18 protein-coding genes are annotated in these 16,400 nt (G+C 63.3%); 11 read left to right on the forward strand and 7 right to left on the reverse strand.

Going from position 1 to position 16,400, the window contains the following annotated elements:
- Positions 1-16 precede the first annotated feature (16 nt).
- The 5 genes from XI03_RS27575 to XI03_RS27595 form a co-directional block, all read right to left on the reverse strand.
- Positions 17-424, reverse strand: a complete 408-nt coding sequence (locus tag XI03_RS27575; RefSeq protein ID WP_271593870.1) for a GFA family protein — start codon at positions 422-424, stop codon at positions 17-19.
- 121 nt (positions 425-545) lie between these two features.
- Entirely contained in the window at positions 546-947 is a 402-nt protein-coding gene (arsC, locus tag XI03_RS27580; RefSeq protein ID WP_028142977.1) for an arsenate reductase (glutaredoxin), read from the reverse strand.
- Positions 948-963: 16 nt separating this feature from the next.
- Complete coding sequence (arsB, locus tag XI03_RS27585) at positions 964-2,019, reverse strand: ACR3 family arsenite efflux transporter (RefSeq protein ID WP_271593956.1); 1,056 nt, start codon at positions 2,017-2,019, stop codon at positions 964-966.
- Between the two features lie 2 nt (positions 2,020-2,021).
- Positions 2,022-2,549: an arsenate reductase ArsC gene (locus XI03_RS27590; RefSeq protein ID WP_271593871.1), complete on the reverse strand. Its 528-nt coding sequence runs from the start codon at positions 2,547-2,549 to the stop codon at positions 2,022-2,024.
- Entirely contained in the window at positions 2,542-2,904 is a 363-nt protein-coding gene (locus XI03_RS27595; protein WP_038947848.1) for an ArsR/SmtB family transcription factor, read from the reverse strand. Before XI03_RS27595 ends, XI03_RS27590 begins: the two co-directional genes overlap by 8 nt.
- 126 nt (positions 2,905-3,030) lie before the next feature.
- Here XI03_RS27595 and XI03_RS27600 point away from each other — a divergent pair, with 126 nt between their 5' ends.
- The 5 genes from XI03_RS27600 (at position 3,031) to XI03_RS27620 (ending at position 7,821) form a co-directional block, all read left to right on the forward strand.
- Positions 3,031-3,348, forward strand: coding sequence for an ArsR/SmtB family transcription factor (locus XI03_RS27600; RefSeq protein ID WP_028142981.1), 318 nt, complete (start codon positions 3,031-3,033; stop codon positions 3,346-3,348).
- Between the two features lie 50 nt (positions 3,349-3,398).
- Positions 3,399-4,760 (forward strand): NAD(P)-binding domain-containing protein, encoded by a 1,362-nt coding sequence (locus XI03_RS27605; protein WP_271593872.1) that lies wholly within the window; start codon positions 3,399-3,401, stop codon positions 4,758-4,760.
- Entirely contained in the window at positions 4,745-5,944 is a 1,200-nt protein-coding gene (locus XI03_RS27610) for an MFS transporter (RefSeq protein ID WP_271593873.1), read from the forward strand. Before XI03_RS27605 ends, XI03_RS27610 begins: the two co-directional genes overlap by 16 nt.
- Positions 5,945-5,999: 55 nt before the next feature.
- Positions 6,000-7,178, forward strand: coding sequence for an MFS transporter (locus XI03_RS27615; RefSeq protein ID WP_271593957.1), 1,179 nt, complete (start codon positions 6,000-6,002; stop codon positions 7,176-7,178).
- A gap of 217 nt (positions 7,179-7,395) precedes the next feature.
- Positions 7,396-7,821 (forward strand): hypothetical protein, encoded by a 426-nt coding sequence (locus tag XI03_RS27620; RefSeq protein WP_028142985.1) that lies wholly within the window; start codon positions 7,396-7,398, stop codon positions 7,819-7,821.
- A 146-nt stretch (positions 7,822-7,967) separates the two neighbouring features.
- Here XI03_RS27620 and XI03_RS27625 read toward each other — a convergent pair whose 3' ends face one another.
- On the reverse strand, positions 7,968-8,681 hold the full coding sequence (locus XI03_RS27625; protein WP_038947853.1) for a Crp/Fnr family transcriptional regulator: 714 nt from the start codon (positions 8,679-8,681) through the stop codon (positions 7,968-7,970).
- An 806-nt stretch (positions 8,682-9,487) separates the two neighbouring features.
- On the opposite strand from XI03_RS27625, the gene XI03_RS27630 reads away from it, so the two are divergent.
- On the forward strand, positions 9,488-9,955 hold the full coding sequence (locus tag XI03_RS27630; RefSeq protein ID WP_240536376.1) for a phasin family protein: 468 nt from the start codon (positions 9,488-9,490) through the stop codon (positions 9,953-9,955).
- Between the two features lie 209 nt (positions 9,956-10,164).
- Positions 10,165-10,380 (forward strand): hypothetical protein, encoded by a 216-nt coding sequence (locus tag XI03_RS27635; RefSeq protein ID WP_028142988.1) that lies wholly within the window; start codon positions 10,165-10,167, stop codon positions 10,378-10,380.
- A gap of 208 nt (positions 10,381-10,588) precedes the next feature.
- On the opposite strand, the gene XI03_RS27640 is transcribed toward XI03_RS27635, so the two are convergent.
- Positions 10,589-11,596 carry a LysR family transcriptional regulator gene (locus tag XI03_RS27640; RefSeq protein WP_028142989.1) on the reverse strand — a complete coding sequence of 336 codons (1,008 nt, stop codon included), beginning with the start codon at positions 11,594-11,596 and terminating at the stop codon, positions 10,589-10,591.
- 234 nt (positions 11,597-11,830) lie between these two features.
- Between XI03_RS27640 and purU the strand changes: the two genes are divergently transcribed.
- The 4 genes from purU (at position 11,831) to XI03_RS27660 (ending at position 16,389) form a co-directional block, all read left to right on the forward strand.
- On the forward strand, positions 11,831-12,703 hold the full coding sequence (purU, locus tag XI03_RS27645) for a formyltetrahydrofolate deformylase (RefSeq protein ID WP_271593874.1): 873 nt from the start codon (positions 11,831-11,833) through the stop codon (positions 12,701-12,703).
- 16 nt (positions 12,704-12,719) lie between these two features.
- Positions 12,720-14,000 carry an aminomethyl transferase family protein gene (locus XI03_RS27650; protein ID WP_271593875.1) on the forward strand — a complete coding sequence of 427 codons (1,281 nt, stop codon included), beginning with the start codon at positions 12,720-12,722 and terminating at the stop codon, positions 13,998-14,000.
- Positions 14,001-14,007: 7 nt separating this feature from the next.
- Positions 14,008-14,916, forward strand: a complete 909-nt coding sequence (locus tag XI03_RS27655) for a bifunctional 5,10-methylenetetrahydrofolate dehydrogenase/5,10-methenyltetrahydrofolate cyclohydrolase (protein WP_271593876.1) — start codon at positions 14,008-14,010, stop codon at positions 14,914-14,916.
- A gap of 102 nt (positions 14,917-15,018) precedes the next feature.
- Complete coding sequence (locus tag XI03_RS27660; protein ID WP_271593877.1) at positions 15,019-16,389, forward strand: MFS transporter; 1,371 nt, start codon at positions 15,019-15,021, stop codon at positions 16,387-16,389.
- Positions 16,390-16,400: the final 11 nt, after the last annotated feature.

Below are 16,400 nucleotides of genomic sequence, written 5' to 3' on the forward strand. Positions count from 1 at the left end.
GCATCGCCTCTCGCCGCTACGGCTGGGGAGGATAGCGCTCGAACGCCGGCAGTTCGTGCGCATGCTCCATCCAGCGAAGCCGCTCGGCGACCTGGATGTGCATCGTCGCCGGCACGGCCTCGGGATCATCGTAAGTCGCGCTCTGGATGTCGATGACCCCCGGCAGCATGTCGGCATTGATATAGAACAGGCCGGTGCCGCAATGGCCGCAAAAGTGCCGCCGGCCGTGTTCCGAGGAATTGTAGATCTTGGGCTCGCCCTTGGTCACCCTGAGAGCGCTCTCCGGATACATCGTCCAGCCGACGACCGGAGCGCCGGCGTGGAGCCGGCAGTCGCGGCAGTGGCACAGCGCATGCACGATCGCGTCGCCCTCGACCTGATAACGGATTGCGCCGCAGTGACAGCCGCCGGTGATGGTGCTCATGCGTTCCTCCGATGGATCGATCTTGCCGATCGATAGCTCTCGAGAGGTGCGGCTTCAACACTGCAAGCGAGTTGAAGTTGCGTCCTACTGTCGCCTGACAGCTGCTGCCATCGGAGCCGGCTCAGCGCGCTCCGACCACCTCGCCGTCTTCCTTCACGAACCGGCCGACCGGATGATCCAGCAGATCGATGACCGCTTCCGAGGGCCGGCACAATCGCGTGCCCTTCGCCGTCACCACGATCGGGCGGTTGATCAGGATGGGATGCGCGAGCATCTGATCGATCAGCTCGTCATCGGTCCATTTGGGATCATCGAGGCCGAGATTGCGAAACGGCGTGCCCTTCTCGCGCAGCAGCGCGCGGACGGAAATGCCCATCGCCTTGACGAGCTCGAGCAGCTTCTCGCGGGACGGCGGCGTCTTCAGATATTCGATGACGACGGGCTCGGCGCCGCTCTGCCGGATCATCGCCAGCGTGTTGCGCGAGGTGCCGCAGTCGGGGTTGTGGTAGATCGTGACGCTCATGGTCGGTCTCCATGCCTCACCGGTGGGCTTCCAAGGCCGTCGGGACTTTGCCAGCGCCGGCCTCGTACCAGCCCCTTGTCGCCTTGACGATGCGGACGACGGACAGCATCACCGGGACCTCGACGAGAACGCCGACCACGGTCGCCAGCGCAGCGCCGGAGTCGAGGCCGAACAAGCTGATCGCGGCGGCGACCGCCAGCTCGAAGAAGTTGCTCGCGCCGATGAGAGCGGCCGGAGCCGCAACGCACCAGGCCACGCCGAACCGCCGGCTCAGCCAATAGGCGAGGCCCGCATTGAAATAAACCTGCACCAGAATCGGCACGGCAAGGATGGCAATGACGAGTGGCTGCCGGACGATCTGCTCGCCCTGGAAGCCGAACAGCAGCACCAATGTGGCGAGGAGCGCAACTAGCGACACAGGCTGCAGCATCCGCATGGCGCGGTTGAAGCCGTCGTCGCCTCCGCGCAGCAGCACCTTGCGCCACAGCTGAGCAACGACTACGGGAACCACGATATAGAGCAGAACGGAGAGCAGCAGCGTGCCCCAGGGGACACTGATCGAGGCCACGCCAAGCAGCAGTCCCACCAGCGGCGCGAACAGGAACACCATGATCACGTCGTTCAGGGCGACCTGGCTCAGCGTGTAGTGAGGCTCCCCCTCGCACAAATTGGACCACACGAACACCATCGCGGTGCAAGGCGCCGCCGCCAGCAGGATCAAGCCGGCGATGTAGGACGAGATCTGGCCGGACGGCAGCCACGGTGCGAAGAGGTGGCCGATGAAGAAAGAGCCCAGCAGCGCCATCGAGAACGGTTTTACGGCCCAATTGATGAAAAGGGTGACGCCGACGCCGCGCCAATGCTTCCGCACCTCGCCCAACGCGCCGAAGTCGATCTTCAGCAGCATGGGCACGATCATCAGCCAGATCAGCACCGCCACCGGCAGGTTGACCTTGGCGACCTCGGCGGCTGCGATCGCGCCGAAGAAACCGGGCATGACGTGTCCCAGTGCGACGCCGACGACGATGCACAGCGCAACCCACAGAGTGAGGTATCGTTCGAAGATGCTCATTGTCATGCCACGTCGCTTCTGCCTGATGTCGCGCCGTCGGAGCGGCCGATCTCGCGCAGCCTGGTGCCGAGCGACAGCTTGTCGATGCTCCTCAGCGGCAAGTTCACGAAGGTGTCGATCCGGTTCTTGAGATGTCGGAACGCAGTGACGAACGCCGCCTGCTTCTCCAGCTCGGAACCTTCGGTCGCGGCAGGGTCCTCAATGCCCCAATGCGCCGTCATCGGCTGGCCCGGCCAGATCGGGCAGGCTTCTCCGGCCGCGTTGTCACAAACGGTGAAGACGAAATCCATCACGGGCGCATCGGCGCTCGCGAATTCCAGCCAGCTTTTCGAGCGTAGCCCGTCGACGGGGTAGTCCGTGCTCTCAAGCGTGCGCAGCGCAAGCGGATGCACCGTGCCCTTTGGCGCGCTGCCGGCGGAGAAGGCCCGAAAGCGGCCGGCGCCGTCTTTCCAAAGGATCGACTCGGCCAGGATGGATCGCGCCGAATTGCCGGTGCACAGAAACAGCACATTGTAGATTTGGTCAGGCACGGCTTCGCTCCTTCCGTTTTGGCGAGCAGCAGGCTTGCAGCGTCTCGACGACGGGATCGCAGACCTCCGGCCGTCCGCCGCAGCAATCGCGCAGCAGGAAGAGCGTGACGTCGCGGAATTCGCCGAGATTGGCGCGGTAGACGATCGAGCGGCTGTGCCGCTCGGAGGAGACGAGGCGTGCCCGGGTCAGGATCGCCAAATGCGCCGACAGCGTGTTCTGGGGAACTTCCAGCAGGCGGGCGAGGTCGCCCGCTGCAAGGCCTTCGGGCTCGTGCCTGACCAGCGTCCGGAATGCCTCCAGGCGGGTCGGTTGGGCCAGTGCGGCGAGGGCGAGGACGGCTTCTTCGTTTTCCATATATCCAGATTTATGGAAATGTTGCCGGGCCGTCAATCTGAATCTGATTCATGCCGGTCGGAAAATAATTCGAATATTCTAGAAATATGGTTTGACGACCGGCGTGAACGAGCGCAGCCTGGCACCATGAAGATCGCCGACGCAGCAGCACGTCTGGAGGCCCTGGGCAATCAAACCCGGCTTCAAATCTACCGGGCCCTGGTTCGGGCCGGGCATTCGGGCATGCCCGTCGGCCGCCTGCAGGACAAGCTGAAGATCCCGGCCTCGACGCTGTCGCATCACATCAAGACCCTGGTTGCGGTCGGGCTCGTCAGCCAGGTCAGGGAATCGACGACCCTGATCTGCCACGCAAACTTTGACGCGATGCGGGGCTTGGTGGATTTCCTGGCCTCGGAGTGCTGCGCCGACGAAGTCGGATGCAAGAATACACAAACGGCGGCCTGATTTTTCGGAGCCAATTATTCGATGATTCTAGAAAGATGGGAGAAGTGGGAATGAACGCCAAGTCGGTTGCCATCATCGGAGCCGGGCCTGTTGGCCTCGCTGCAGCTGCGCATGTGCTCGAGCGCGGTATGTCCCCGATCGTGCTCGAGGCCGGGCCCGAAGCCGCCCACGCGGTCCGTCAGTGGCAGCATGTCCAGCTGTTCTCGCCGTGGGAATACAATGTCGACAAGGCGGCGGCGCGGCTGCTCGCGCCGACGGGGTGGAATTCACCGGACCCTCACGCCTATCCGACCGGCGGCGAGCTGATCGACCGATATCTCACCCCGCTCGCAACGCGCACGCCGCTGCGTGAGGCGATCCGGACGTCGAGCCGGGTCACGGCGATCAGCCGCGCCGGCTTCGACAAGGCGAAGACGAAGGGCAGGGAGCAGGCGCCGTTCGAAATTCGCTATCAGAATGGCAAAGGCCCCGAGGTGCTTCGCGCCGATGCCGTCATCGACGTGTCAGGCACGTGGTTCTCTCCCAACCCCGCCGGCAGCAACGGTTTGCCCGCGATCGGCGAACGCGAACGCGCCGGCCGCATCGCCTATGGCATGCCGGATGTGCAGGGCACTGAGCGCGCCAGATATGCCGGCAAGACCGTTGCCGTGCTCGGTGCCGGCCATTCCGCTTTGGGCACTCTGATCGATCTCGTGCGGCTCGCGGGCGAGGTATCAGGCACGCAAGCGATCTGGCTGTTGCGTGGCACCGATCCCGCAAAGGCGTTCGGGGGCGGCAGCAATGACAAGCTTGCCGCGCGCGGCGAGCTGGGCTCCACCTTCGCCGCGCTCGTCGCTGCCGGAAAGATCAGGGTCGAAACAGGCTTCGGCGTCACGCATCTGTCGGACTCCGAAGGCCGTCTCAGGATTTCGGCAGGCAGCTGCTGCGGTGCGCAGAGTGTGGTGGCGGACGAACTGATCGTCTCTACCGGCTTCCGTCCCGATCTTTCGTTCCTGTCCGAGCTGCGGCTGCGGCTCGATCCGGCGATCGAGGCTCCGGCCGCGCTCGCGCCTCTGATCGATCCCAACGAGCATAGCTGCGGCACGGTTCGGCCGCACGGGGCGCGCGAGCTCGCGCATGACGAGCCGGGCTTCTATCTCGCCGGCATGAAGTCCTACGGCCGTGCGCCGACCTTCCTGATGATGACCGGATACGAGCAGGTCCGCTCGATCGTCGCCGACATCGCCGGCGACAAGGCGGCTGCGGCACGGGTCGAGCTCGTGCTGCCGGAGACCGGCGTCTGCACGCGCGGCGGTGTCGAGACGGCGGGAGCGGGATGCTGCGGCGGGCCGGCGAAGGAGGAGCCGTCAGCCTGCTGTGCTGACGATGAAACCGCCAAGAAGGCAGGTCGCGTGGGGTGCGGCTGCTCATGACGCAGGTCCCGGCGGACCGGGTGGCCGGTCCGCTCGCCATTGTCGTCGCACTCGGAACCGCGCAGACAATTGCGTGGGCGTCGAGCTACTATCTCCCTGCCATCCTGGCCGCGCCGATTGCGCGCGATCTCGGTCTTGCGCCGACCTATGTGTTCGGCGCGCTGTCGGGAGCGCTCGTCATCTCCGGCCTGCTCGGGCCGCGCGTGGGGCATGCCATCGATACGTTCGGAGGGCGCGGTCTGCTTGCCGTTTCGAACCTCGTCTTCGTGGCAGGCTTGCTCCTCCTGTCTGTGGCTCATGGCATTGCGGTGCTGGTTGCGGCCTGGGTGTTGCTCGGGATCGGCATGGGCATGGGGCTTTACGAAGCGGCCTTCGCGACGCTTGCGCGCATCTACGGCAGCAACGCACGGCGAACCATCACCGGCATCACCCTGATCGCGGGTTTCGCCAGCACGCTTGGCTGGCCCCTCACGACGTGGCTGGCCTCTGAGTATGACTGGCGCGTCGCCTGCCAGGTGTGGGCGGCGATCCATCTCTGCCTGGCGTTGCCGCTCAATCTGTCGCTGCCGCGCGCCGTTCCATTGGACCAGCAGCCGCGACCGGATCCTGGCGCGAGCCAAAGATCCGGACGGCAGAGCGAGACGTTCGCGATGGTGCTGCTGGCTTACATGTTCGCGGCGGCAAGCTTCGTCAGCTCGGGTGTCTCGGCCATTCTGCCGACCATGCTGGTTGCGTTCGGCGCGACGCCGGCGCAGGCCTTGCTCGCAGGAGCCCTGGTCGGGCCCGCGCAGGTCGGTGCCCGCCTGGTGGAAGCAGGATGGCTCGGCCGGTTTCATCCGCTGTTGTCGGCGCGGCTCGCCATGCTCATGAATCCGATCGGGGTTGTTGCATTGGTCGCGGGCGGCCCCTTCCTCGCATCGACTTTCACGGTGCTCTATGGCGCGGGCAACGGCATCATCACCATTGCCCGCGGTACGCTTCCCCTGGCGTTGTTCGGGCCGGCGGGCTTTGGCAGACGGGTCGGCATGATCTCGTTGCCGTCGCGGGCCACCGGCGCGCTCGCGCCACTCGCACTCGGGCTGATGGTGGAGCATTTTGGCAGCAGCGCGCTATGGATCAGCGCGCTGGCTTCTATCTCCGCGTTTTTTGCGCTTCTGTTGCTGCGTGCAGACCAGACGAGATAGGGACTGAGGGGAGGCGAGCATTCGGAGCTTGAGCGGGGGGGCGCTGATTGCGGTGATGTGTATCGGCCAGCTCGGCAATCTGCTGCCGCACGTCACGCTGTCGGCGAATTTGGCGCAGCATCTGATGCCGGCGTGGGGGCTGTCTGCCGCCGAAGGCGGGCTGATGGCGAGCGGCTATGCGTTCGGCTACATGCTGGCGGTGCCGGTGCTGACGACGCTGACCGATCGCATCGACGCGCGGATCGTGCTGCTGTGGGGCTCCATCGTTAGCGGACTTGCGACCATGGCCCTCGGCATTTTTGCCCAGGGGTTCTGGTCGGGCACACTGATCTGGTCGCTCGCAGGATTGGGCTTCGCCGGCGCCTACATGCCGGGGCTGAAGGCGCTGACGGACCGGTTGCCTGCCGGCGACACCTCGCGGGCGGTGACGCTGTACACCTCGAGCTTCTCGGTCGGCGTCGGCCTGTCGTTCCTGGTTGCGCAAGTCCTCGCCGATCGCTGGGGATGGCGGACCGCGTTCTATGTCACCGGCGTCGGCCCCATCGCGATGGTGGTTGCGTGCCTCCTGATCGAGGGCCGCCGGCCTGTCCCGAAGACGGGGCGGCTGCTGAATTTCGCGCCTGTCTTCGCCAATCGCGAGGCGCTCGGCTACATCCTCGGTTACGGCGCGCACTGCTTCGAGCTCTATGGCATTCGCACCTGGCTGGTCGGGTTCTGGACCTTCGTCGTTGCGCATCAGGGCGGGCCGTCCTGGATGACGCCCGTGCTGATGAGCTTCTGCTTCGCGGTGATCTCGATGCCCGCAAGCATCCTCGGCAACGAGGCAGCCCTGAAGTTCGGACGGCATCGCGCCATCACGGTGGTGATGATCGCGTCAGCCAGCGTCGCGCTCGTGATCGGCCTCAACGCAACGGCACCGGCATGGGTGCTCGCGCTGCTGCTGATGCTCTACGGCCTGACGGTGCCGGCAGATTCGGGTGCGTTGACCGCAGGGATGTCGGCCGCGGCAATCTCCGAGCATCGCGGCGCAACGCTGGCCCTGCATTCCACGGTCGGCTTCGGCTTGTCAGCCGCCGGCGCGTGGGGAACCGGCGTCGCACTCGACATGGCCGGCGGTCCGCAGAGCGCGAGCGGCTGGCTGCTGGTGTTTATCGTTCTGGCAGCCGGAATCGCGCTGGGGCCGCTGGCGCTGCTGTGGTCGCGGCGGGACCATGCCGGCAAGCAGCCATCGTGAGCCCACTTGCTTCGGCATAGAAGCCCTACGCCGGATTGTTCCCCGCGGGCGTGACGACTTTCGATGGTGGCGCTCCGCCATCGCCGGCGCCGCGGCTTCGCCACGGGATCTTCAGCCTCGGTTGTCCACACCCACGACCCGCAGTATCGAATTGCGCGCTCAACCTACTAGCGATCGATAATTTGCCAGCGCCATCGGGCGCAGCTTTGATGACGGCATGAGCACCAAATCACGCGAGGTCATCTGGAGCGGCCGAATTCTGGGTGCGGAAATTTCGGCCAAGCACGCGCGCGAGGAGGCCAAAAAGGCCGTTCGCGAGGCCGACCGCGCCGAAGCCGAAGCCTGGTCGGTCCGCATGGAAGGTTATGGTGGTCCCTCACAGCCCTCGCCGACGATCGGCCAATGCCTCAACGGCGGCATGGGCTGGCTCGAAGTCGAGTGCAACAGGTGCAAGGCGCGTGCGAGCCTGCCGCTCGACGCAATCCGCCGTCCCCGCGATACGCCGATCTGGAAGCTGGAAGCCTCGCTCAAGTGCCGGTCATGCCGAAAGGGACGTTCCGCGCCGCCCGTCCACATGATCAAGCTGACGGCCACGCGAAGCATCACGCCGTACAAATGGGTGCATCCGACCGAGGAGAGATAGTCAGACGCTGCGACGACAACAGCCCGCGCGCCTTGTCGACCTCTGCCCCCTGGCGCCGGATGTCTATCCTCGCTTTGGCGTCGGCACTTCGGGCTAAACCGGTCATCGTCACGGTCAAATGTGCCTCGGCAGAACCAAACGCGAGTTCAGGCTGGATCGATAGAAAAGATATCGTCGACTTCGAGACGCATGGTGTCGCGGCATTCGCACGCCGCCGCTGCGAGCCGCGATGGGTCGATCTCGATTTCGCCTCGCCGTTCAGATCTGATCGCTCCGGAAGCACGCAGATTGCGCATCAGGAGCGTCACCGTGGTCCGTCGCACGCCCAGTATTTGCGAAAGCGTCTCCTGCGTGAGCGGGAGGACGTCGTGGTCGACGCGGTCGTGAAGATGGAGCAGCCAGCGTGCCATGCGGGCTTGGACCGGATGCAGCGCATTGCAGGCTCCGCCGATTTGTAGCTGTATCAGCATCGCCTTGAAGTGAAGCTGGACAGCGTGGCGGATCGCGGGGCTACGGCTAAAAGCCGCGTGGAATCGCGATACGGGGATCCGCGAGGCGGTGCCAGCTGCACGAACGACGGCGGTAACGGCCGCAGGGGACGGCCCCAGAACGGAAAGGGTGCCTACTGCTCCCTCGCGCCCTATCGCAACGCTGGCGACCGTCTGCCCGTTCGCCATGTCGATCATCACCGAAATGGCCCCACTATGAGGGAAGAGGACGTGCTCGGTCTGGTCACCCGCCCGCGAGATGACCGCGTCCCGATCGAGCGCGACCATCTCCAGCTCGGATGCAAGCAGACTGAAATCTGCCACCGGTAGGGCTGCGAGAAGTCGGTTACCAATTCCGCTGGGATGCGTCACCGTAGCCCACCGCGAACCGCATTTCGAGCGGCACAGGACGGCAAACTCGAACTTTGTTTGAAACCGCGTACGCCTCGCGCTCCGAAATCGAATCCAGCCGCGTAAGCTCTCAGTTTCAAAAATAAAACTCCGAACACACGCGGCCGCGAGGCGACGTTTTGTCTTACGCCATCATTCAGGACTTAGATTCAAGCGCTGTGTGGCACAATTGCAAAATGCGTATGGGTAACACCATAGGGGTTCCAATTTCCGGGCGCGGCCAACGCTGCGGTGAGAGAGTTGCGCGAACCATGCCCTTCACCGCGATCGGCGCGATGATGAGCACAAGCTACTGAAGGGGCCGTTCAGGAACTCCGCCAGCACACTCCGCCGGTTTCGTTTGGTCCGAAAGTAGCCCGTGAGCGATAGGCAGGGTGAAGCAGAAGGGTAGCGGCTCGAGGCTTGCAAGCTACCGTCGCCGGCACGTCGCGTGATGTCCGTTCTTGCGCAAACGTAGCGCATCCCAACGCAGCTAGCGCGAAGCTCCTTTGCAAGGCTTGCGCTAAGGAAGGAACTTCCTGCCCCTTGCGATTTCCCTGTTATGCACAGTCACTCCCCGACATACCTTCGTCTGTGTTGACAATCCCAAAAAAAGTTTGAGCGAGAGTCACAAACCGAACCGACTTCCCGCTTCTCGCAGCACAAAGTCGTGCCGGGTCGGGGCTAGATCAAGGCTCATCCAAAATCTGATCGAACACGGAGCGTGAGCTCTCGTGACGCAAGCGAGCGTTGCGAGGAATGCTTTCGCTTGAGAAAGGAAATGTTGCGTGACTGAAAGCCAAACGAAACTGCCGCCGAACGGAACGAACGTTTTCGCGATGCCATGGTTGGATTTCTCGAAGGTCATGTTGCCTGGCGTGGGGCGCGAGCTTGCCGAGCAGGGCCTCGCCCGCGCACGGGAAGGCTGCGAGAAGATCAAGGCCGCATCGGAAGAGATGACGCAGACGCTGCGTGAGACCTATTCGAGCAATGCGAGATGCACGACCGACTACGGGCTCAAGGTGTTCGAAATCTCAAACGCCAATGCCGCTTCTGCGCTCGATTTCTTCGTCCATCTGTTCGGCAGCAAGTCCGCGACCGATGCCTATACATTGTCGGCGGCGCACGCGCGCAAGGCTTTCGACACCGCCTCTGACCAGAACAGGGAGTTGTGGGGGCTTGCCCAGAAGCTCGCGACGGAAACGGGTGAGCCGATCAGGAAGCACTTCACCAGGGTCCTCCACCCAGGCGGCTAAAAGCGCGTTCAATTTCACATTCGGATTCGTTTGAAGAGGAGATCCGGCTGGTTGGAACACGCCCAACTGAGCGAGCACGCCCCACTGCCCCATGCTCGACCAACAAGGTGCGCGATGCCTCTCGGGCCTCGCACCGACGAGAGGCGCATTCCAACCGGCCGGTGCTTTTCTGCAAACCACAACAAAGACAAATCGCAAGGGAGGGCAACATGGGAATGGTCATGGTCAAATGTCCACAAACCGGACACGCGATTCCCACCGGCATCAAGACTGATCGCGAGAGCTTTGGACGCCGCGCGGTGTTTTTCTCCCGCACCCGGTGTCCGATCTGCCGCACCGATCACGCGTGGTTCGCGCGGGAAGCCTGGGTCGACGAGCCGGCCACCCGCACCGCGAACTGGCGTCTGGCACCGGAATATGGATGAAATGGTCGCCGGCGCCCCTCATTGAAAGGCACCGCGTCAAAGACGACATGACGCATGAGTTGGTGCTGGCGGACCACAGCTCAGGGTCTCGATCTTTCCAGCAGCGTTAAATGCCAAGACCGCGTTCACTGCATTTTCCCCGCTGATGTACGAGATCACCGTCCCGCCGTGCGAGGGTTGAAGATCGTCCAGCTCGGGCAGCGGGGTGTTACCGCAGCCGTGAGGCGATCGTTGTCGCAGACCGCCCGGCGACGGGTGCCGCGGCTTTGGCGCGCGACTTGGCATAATCGGCCGACATCGCCAGCGCGGGGTCGCGGTCCCGGAGCTCCTCGGCCACGATTGTTTGAAGCCATCGCACGGCGGGTTCGTTGTCCATCCGCCGGTGCCAGTGCTGCTTCAGCTCGATGAGAGGTATCGAGACCGGCGGGGGCAGCAGCTTCAGCCCGGCGTTCGCGTACCAGGCCCCGAGCGAGAACGGCACGGTGGAGATCATGTCGCTCGTCGCAATCAATTGCGGCACGCTCATGAAATGCGGCAGGTGCAGCACGACGCGGCGTTGCAGCTTGAGCTCGCGAACGCGCCTTTCGAAGATCTCCTGACTGCGCCCCTGCTGGTTTACGACGATATGGTCCGCGGCGAGAAACTGTTCGAGCGAGAGGGTGTCGCCGATCGTCGGATGATCCTTTCGGACGATGCTGGTGAAGGGATGATCGAACAGATCCTCTGTCACGATGTTCGGACCGACGAGGTCCGGAAAATAGCCTATCGCCAGATCGATCTCGCCGCTTTCGAGCGCGTCTTCCAGATCCTCGTGCGACGTCGGCAGGCACCGCAAGCTCGCTCCGGGAGCCATGCTGCGAATGCGTTGGAGGATCGGCGGGATGAAAATCAGGACGCCAATATCCGAGGTTGTGACCGTGAACACGCGGTCGCTCTCTTCCGGCACGAAACGCGGCTTGCGGAGTATCTGCTGATCGACGGTGGACAGCACTGTCCGCACGGCCTCCGCGATTGATTCCGCGAAAGGCGTTGGCCGCATGCCGCGCCCGGTCGAGAGAAACAGGGGATCGCCAAAGAAATCCCGCAGCTTTCGCAGACCGGTGCTGGCCATCGGCTGGCTCATTCCGAGCTCACGGGAGAGCGCCGACAGGTTCTGGGTGCGGAAGAGCCCGTCGAGCAGCAGAAGAAGGTTCAGGTCGAGCCGTCTGATATCCATCACATTGATAGCTTGTATTGAATAATACCGGATTTTCAATGGCGGCTTTATGCGCGATGGTCTCCGCAACGCCCCCGCAGGGGCGACTTTGGGAGTGAAATCAAAGCCGTAGGTCGCCGGCCGTACAGGCTGGTCCGGTCCCCTTCCTCAGTCAGACTCTCACCTTTCCCACATCCGCTCACCGCGTCGGTGCGTCGGACCACGACCGCGCGTGGCGCGAGGAATCGTCCGTAGATGCAGCCTGAACTTGCTGGAAGCTCTCAATACATCCTGACCCTGTCATGCCGCGATGTGCCTGGGATTGTGGCCGACGTTTCGCGCTGTCTGTTCGAGAACGGCGGCAACATCATCGAGGCGGCGCAGGTCGACGAGATCATGAGCGAACGCTTCTTCATGAGGGTCGGTGTCACACTGTCGGAAGGGGGCGCGCAGAAGGCGCGAGCAGGCCTTGAGGTCATTGCCCGGAGGTTCGGCATGGAGTGGAAGCTCCGATCCCAGGCCGAACGCAAGCGCGTGCTCCTGTTCGTCTCCAAATTCGATCACTGCCTGGGCGATCTCCTCTATCGCCACAGGCTCGGCGAACTTCAGATGGATGTCGTCGGAATCGTTTCCAACCATCCGCGTTCGGCCCTTGCCGTCAGTCTCGTCGGCGACATCCCTTTCCATCACCTTCCGGTTACGAAGGAAACCAAGATGAAGCAGGAAGCGCAGATCAAGGCGCTTGTCGCGATGACGAATGCCGATCTCGTCGTTCTCGCGCGTTACATGCAGATCCTCTCGGATGATCTCTCGCGCCATCTCCATGGCCGTTGCATCAACATCCACCATAGCTTCCTGCCGGGGTTCAAGGGCGCAAAACCCTATCACCAGGCGCACGCGCGCGGCGTGAAGCTCATCGGAGCGACCTCGCATTTCGCGACGAGCGATCTGGACGAGGGGCCGATCATCGAACAGGACGTCGAACGGGTCAGCCACCGCGATACGCCGGACGATCTGGTCCGAAAGGGGCGCGACATCGAACGGCGTGTCCTTTCGCGCGCGGTCCATCTCTTCCTCGAGGACCGCGTCATCATCAACGGCGATCGAACGATCGTCTTCTCTAATTGAGAAACGGAGCACGACAATGTTGACCCCCAAGGGCATGCGCAAGACACCCGAAGGCTATTTCACCTCGCGTTGGGGCCTTCCCGAATACACGGACTGGATCGACGAGAGCATGTCGTGGAAGGAGACCTGCGCGATCGGCGACTGGTCGTTCCTCTGGGAGCGGCGCTTCAAGGGACCCGATGCCCTGAAGCTTTTCTCGGATACTTCCGTCAACAGCTTCCAGAAGTTCGACATCCGTCAGTCCAAGCACGTCGTCCATACGACAAAGCAGGGAAAAGTCATCGCCGAGGGCATCCTGACGCGGTTGTCCGAAGACGAGTTCATGTTGTTCGGTCGCGGCACATTCTGGGTCGACTACATCCGCCGGCACGGCGACTACAGGGTGACGTCCGCAGCCGATGACTGGTTCAATTTTCAGGTCCAGGGGCCGACGTCGCTCGCGCTTCTTGAAAAAGTCGCGAAGCAGTCGCTGCGAGACGTCAAGTTCATGCATTCGGGCGAGATCGAGATTGCCGGTTGCAAGATGCTCGCGCTGCGACAGGGCATGTCTGGCGAGATCGGCTTCGAGCTTCAGGGGCCTATGGGGCAGGCGGCGGCCGTCTACGACGCCATCGTCGCTGCCGGCCAGGAGTTCGGCCTGCGCCGGATAGGCGGCCGCGCGATCTTCATCAACCATCTCGAGGCCTGCTTCCCGACGATCGTCACCGACTACATGCCCGCGATCTTCGACGAGGACATGAAGGAGTATCAGGATGAGTTCCGCGCAGCGATGCCGGGGTTCGCGTCGACCTTCAACATCGCAGGCAGCTTCCAGTCGGACGACGTCCGTGACTGGTACCGGAGCCCGGTCGAGCTGGGCTGGGCCAAGAACATCAAGTTCGATCATGAGTTCATCGGACGCGCGGCGCTCGAGGACGAAGTTGCCCATCCAAAGCGCGTGATCCGCACGCTCGTCTGGAACGGAGACGACGTGGCCGACGTTCACGCCTCCCTCTTTCAGAAGGAGCATGACCCGTACCAGTACATGGAGATGCCTCGCGACCAGCGCGGCTTCATGTACGCCGACCGCGTGCTGAGTGGCGGAAAGGACGTCGGCGTGACGACGTCGCGGGGATATAGCTACTTCTTCCGCGAAATGTTGTCGCTCTGCACCATCGACGTCGATCATTCCGAGATTGGCAATGAGGTCGTCGCGGTCTGGGGCGAGCCCGGACGTCGGCAAAAGCAGATCCGCGCGAAGGTGGCGCCGGCGCCCTACAAGAAGGACAACCGTCGCGCTGATCTCTCCAAGGTCTGACTTGCCCATGTCCGCGCGCATCATCGATGGAAGGGCGCTCGCTGCCGAGGTTCGGAATGAAGTGGCCAAAGGCGTCGCCGCCCTGGTTGCCGGCGGCGCGGCGGTCCCGGAGTTGGCCGTCGTGCTGATCGGCGACGACCCCGCCAGCCACGTCTATGTCTCGAACAAGGTGCGGCAGACCGAAGCTGTTGGCATGCGATCACGCCGGTTCGTGCTCGCTGCGGACACGCCGGCGCGGTTGTTGCTCGACTTGATCGAGCAGTTGAACCGCGATCCCGCGGTGAGCGGGATATTGGTTCAGTTTCCGTTGCCCCCTCAGATCGATGCCGCGCGCGTCGTGACGACTATCCGGCCCGACAAGGATGTCGATGGATTCAATCCGTTGAACGTGGGGCGGACGGCCGCCGGAATGGAAGGCGCCTTGGTTCCGTGCACGCCTCTAGGCATCCTGCGTTTGATCAAATCGGTGCACGACGACATCGCCGGCCTCGGAGCACTGGTCGTGGGAGCATCGAACGTCGTGGGCCGGCCGATGGCGCGGCTGCTGTTGCAAGAGATGTGCACGGTCTCCATCGCGCACGTTCGGACCACCGATCTGGAACGGCGCTGCAGGGAAGCCGACATCCTCGTTGTCGCAACCGGCGTTCCAGGCCTGATCCGCGGTCATTTCATCAAGCCGGGCGCAACGGTCATCGACGTCGGCATCACTCGTATCAAGTCCGGTTCAGGAGCCCAGAGGCTTGTCGGCGATGTCGCTTTCGACGAGGCGATTGAGGTCGCCGGCGCGATCACGCCTGTCCCGGGCGGCGTCGGGCCGATGACCATCGCGTGTCTGCTCGCCAACACGTTGGGCGCGGCCCGAATGGAAGCCACCCGGTCGAAGGCGAAAGAGGCGGATGTGACGACGGCTGTCTGACTGGAGCCCCGGACCAACGTGCCTGGCGAGAATTGGGCGGCCGAGTTGCGGTCGCCCAAGCAGAGATATTCGAAAGCGTTTACAAAAAGGGGGAGAACGAACGTGACGACACAGGTCCTGGACGCACCGCAGCAGCGGGTTATCGACATCGGTTCACTCGCAGAGGAGGGGACGTGGAACGCCTCGCGAAAGCAGGTGCTCCTCCTCTGCGCTCTCGCCATCGTCCTCGACGGTCTGGACAATCAAATTCTCGGCTTCGCCATACCATCGATGATCAAGGAGTGGAGCGTCACGCGCAGCGATTTCGCTCCGGCCCTCGCGTTGGGCTTCGTGGGCATGACGATCGGCACGCCGATCGGGGGCGTCGTCGGCGACTGGCTCGGACGCAAGGTTGCCCTCATCGCATCCGTCTTCCTGTTTGGTGCGGCGACCTTTGCGATTGCGGTCGCTCATGGTGTCGGCGAGGTCGGCTTGTATCGTTTCCTGGCGGGCCTTGGACTTGGCGGTGCCCTTCCGGCGGCGACCGCGTTGATCGCAGAATTCACGCCTAGGCGGAATCGCAGTCTTTCCGTGATGCTGGGCATTGTCTGCATCCCCATCGGAGGCATGATTGGTGGCCTGATCGCCGCTCAGCTGCAGCCCGAATATGGTTGGCGCATGCTCTTCGTGGTCAGCGGCGTGTTGCCGGTGATCGTCGCAGCGGTCCTGATGTTCGCACTGCCGGAATCGCCGCAATATCTATTGGCGCGTGGCGCTGACATGGAAAAGGTGGCGAAATCCGTTCGGATCCTGGACCAGGCCGCTGCCGCTTCCAAAGCCTTCATCGACCGGCGCGACGTCGGTGTCGAACGTGCTTCGCTCACCGCATTGTTCGCTGCCGGATTTCGTCGTACGACGACGGCGCTCTGGATCGCGTTCTTCTTCTGTTTGTTGCCGGTCTACGTCCTCTACGCGTGGGCTCCCACTCTTTTGACCGGCAAGGGTTTTGACGTGCAGACGGCGAGCTTCGGTCTGGCACTGTTCAACTTCGGGGGCGTCGGTGGCTGCATCGTCACCGGTTGGGCGATCGGCAGGTATGGAACGCGCGTTGCGATCCTGACTGTTGCCGGCGCAGCAACCATCGGCGCAGTGATCCTGGCATCGATACCGCTATCGACCGAAACCCAGCCGCTGCTCATGGCTCTCTTGTGCATCGAAGGCTTCTGTCTGCTCGGCGCGCAGGGCTCTCTCTATGCGCTGGCGGCCCACATCTATCCGACGAACGTCCGCTCGACCGGTGTCGGTGCGGCAGCCGGCTTCGGTCGGGCCGGGGCCATTGTCAGCGCGTATGTCGGCACATTCGCACTCAACTACGGTGCGACCGTGTTCTTCGCCGTCATCGCCTTCTGCGTCGCGATTACGTTCATCGCGGTGGCGGTCATCGATATGCATCAGGCCGCGATGAAAGCCGAAACGGCGAGTTCCGGCATCTGAGGAGATGCATC

The sequence above is a fragment of the Bradyrhizobium sp. CCBAU 65884 genome (assembly GCF_028128835.1).
GTDB lineage: Bacteria > Pseudomonadota > Alphaproteobacteria > Rhizobiales > Xanthobacteraceae > Bradyrhizobium > Bradyrhizobium ottawaense.

What these genes read in the sequence shown, in the direction of transcription:
- XI03_RS27600 (WP_028142981.1), top strand. Translation starts at nt 3,031, where the DNA reads ATGAAGATCGCCGACGCAGCAGCACGTCTGGAGGCCCTGGGCAATCAA.
- XI03_RS27655 (WP_271593876.1), top strand. Translation starts at nt 14,008, where the DNA reads ATGTCCGCGCGCATCATCGATGGAAGGGCGCTCGCTGCCGAGGTTCGG.
- XI03_RS27640 (WP_028142989.1), bottom strand. Translation starts at nt 11,596, where the DNA reads ATGGATATCAGACGGCTCGACCTGAACCTTCTTCTGCTGCTCGACGGG.
- XI03_RS27605 (WP_271593872.1), top strand. Translation starts at nt 3,399, where the DNA reads ATGAACGCCAAGTCGGTTGCCATCATCGGAGCCGGGCCTGTTGGCCTC.
- XI03_RS27620 (WP_028142985.1), top strand. Translation starts at nt 7,396, where the DNA reads ATGAGCACCAAATCACGCGAGGTCATCTGGAGCGGCCGAATTCTGGGT.
- XI03_RS27650 (WP_271593875.1), top strand. Translation starts at nt 12,720, where the DNA reads ATGTTGACCCCCAAGGGCATGCGCAAGACACCCGAAGGCTATTTCACC.
- purU (WP_271593874.1), top strand. Translation starts at nt 11,831, where the DNA reads ATGCAGCCTGAACTTGCTGGAAGCTCTCAATACATCCTGACCCTGTCA.
- XI03_RS27575 (WP_271593870.1), bottom strand. Translation starts at nt 424, where the DNA reads ATGAGCACCATCACCGGCGGCTGTCACTGCGGCGCAATCCGTTATCAG.
- arsB (WP_271593956.1), bottom strand. Translation starts at nt 2,019, where the DNA reads ATGAGCATCTTCGAACGATACCTCACTCTGTGGGTTGCGCTGTGCATC.
- arsC (WP_028142977.1), bottom strand. Translation starts at nt 947, where the DNA reads ATGAGCGTCACGATCTACCACAACCCCGACTGCGGCACCTCGCGCAAC.
- XI03_RS27595 (WP_038947848.1), bottom strand. Translation starts at nt 2,904, where the DNA reads ATGGAAAACGAAGAAGCCGTCCTCGCCCTCGCCGCACTGGCCCAACCG.
- XI03_RS27635 (WP_028142988.1), top strand. Translation starts at nt 10,165, where the DNA reads ATGGGAATGGTCATGGTCAAATGTCCACAAACCGGACACGCGATTCCC.
- XI03_RS27615 (WP_271593957.1), top strand. Translation starts at nt 6,000, where the DNA reads ATGTGTATCGGCCAGCTCGGCAATCTGCTGCCGCACGTCACGCTGTCG.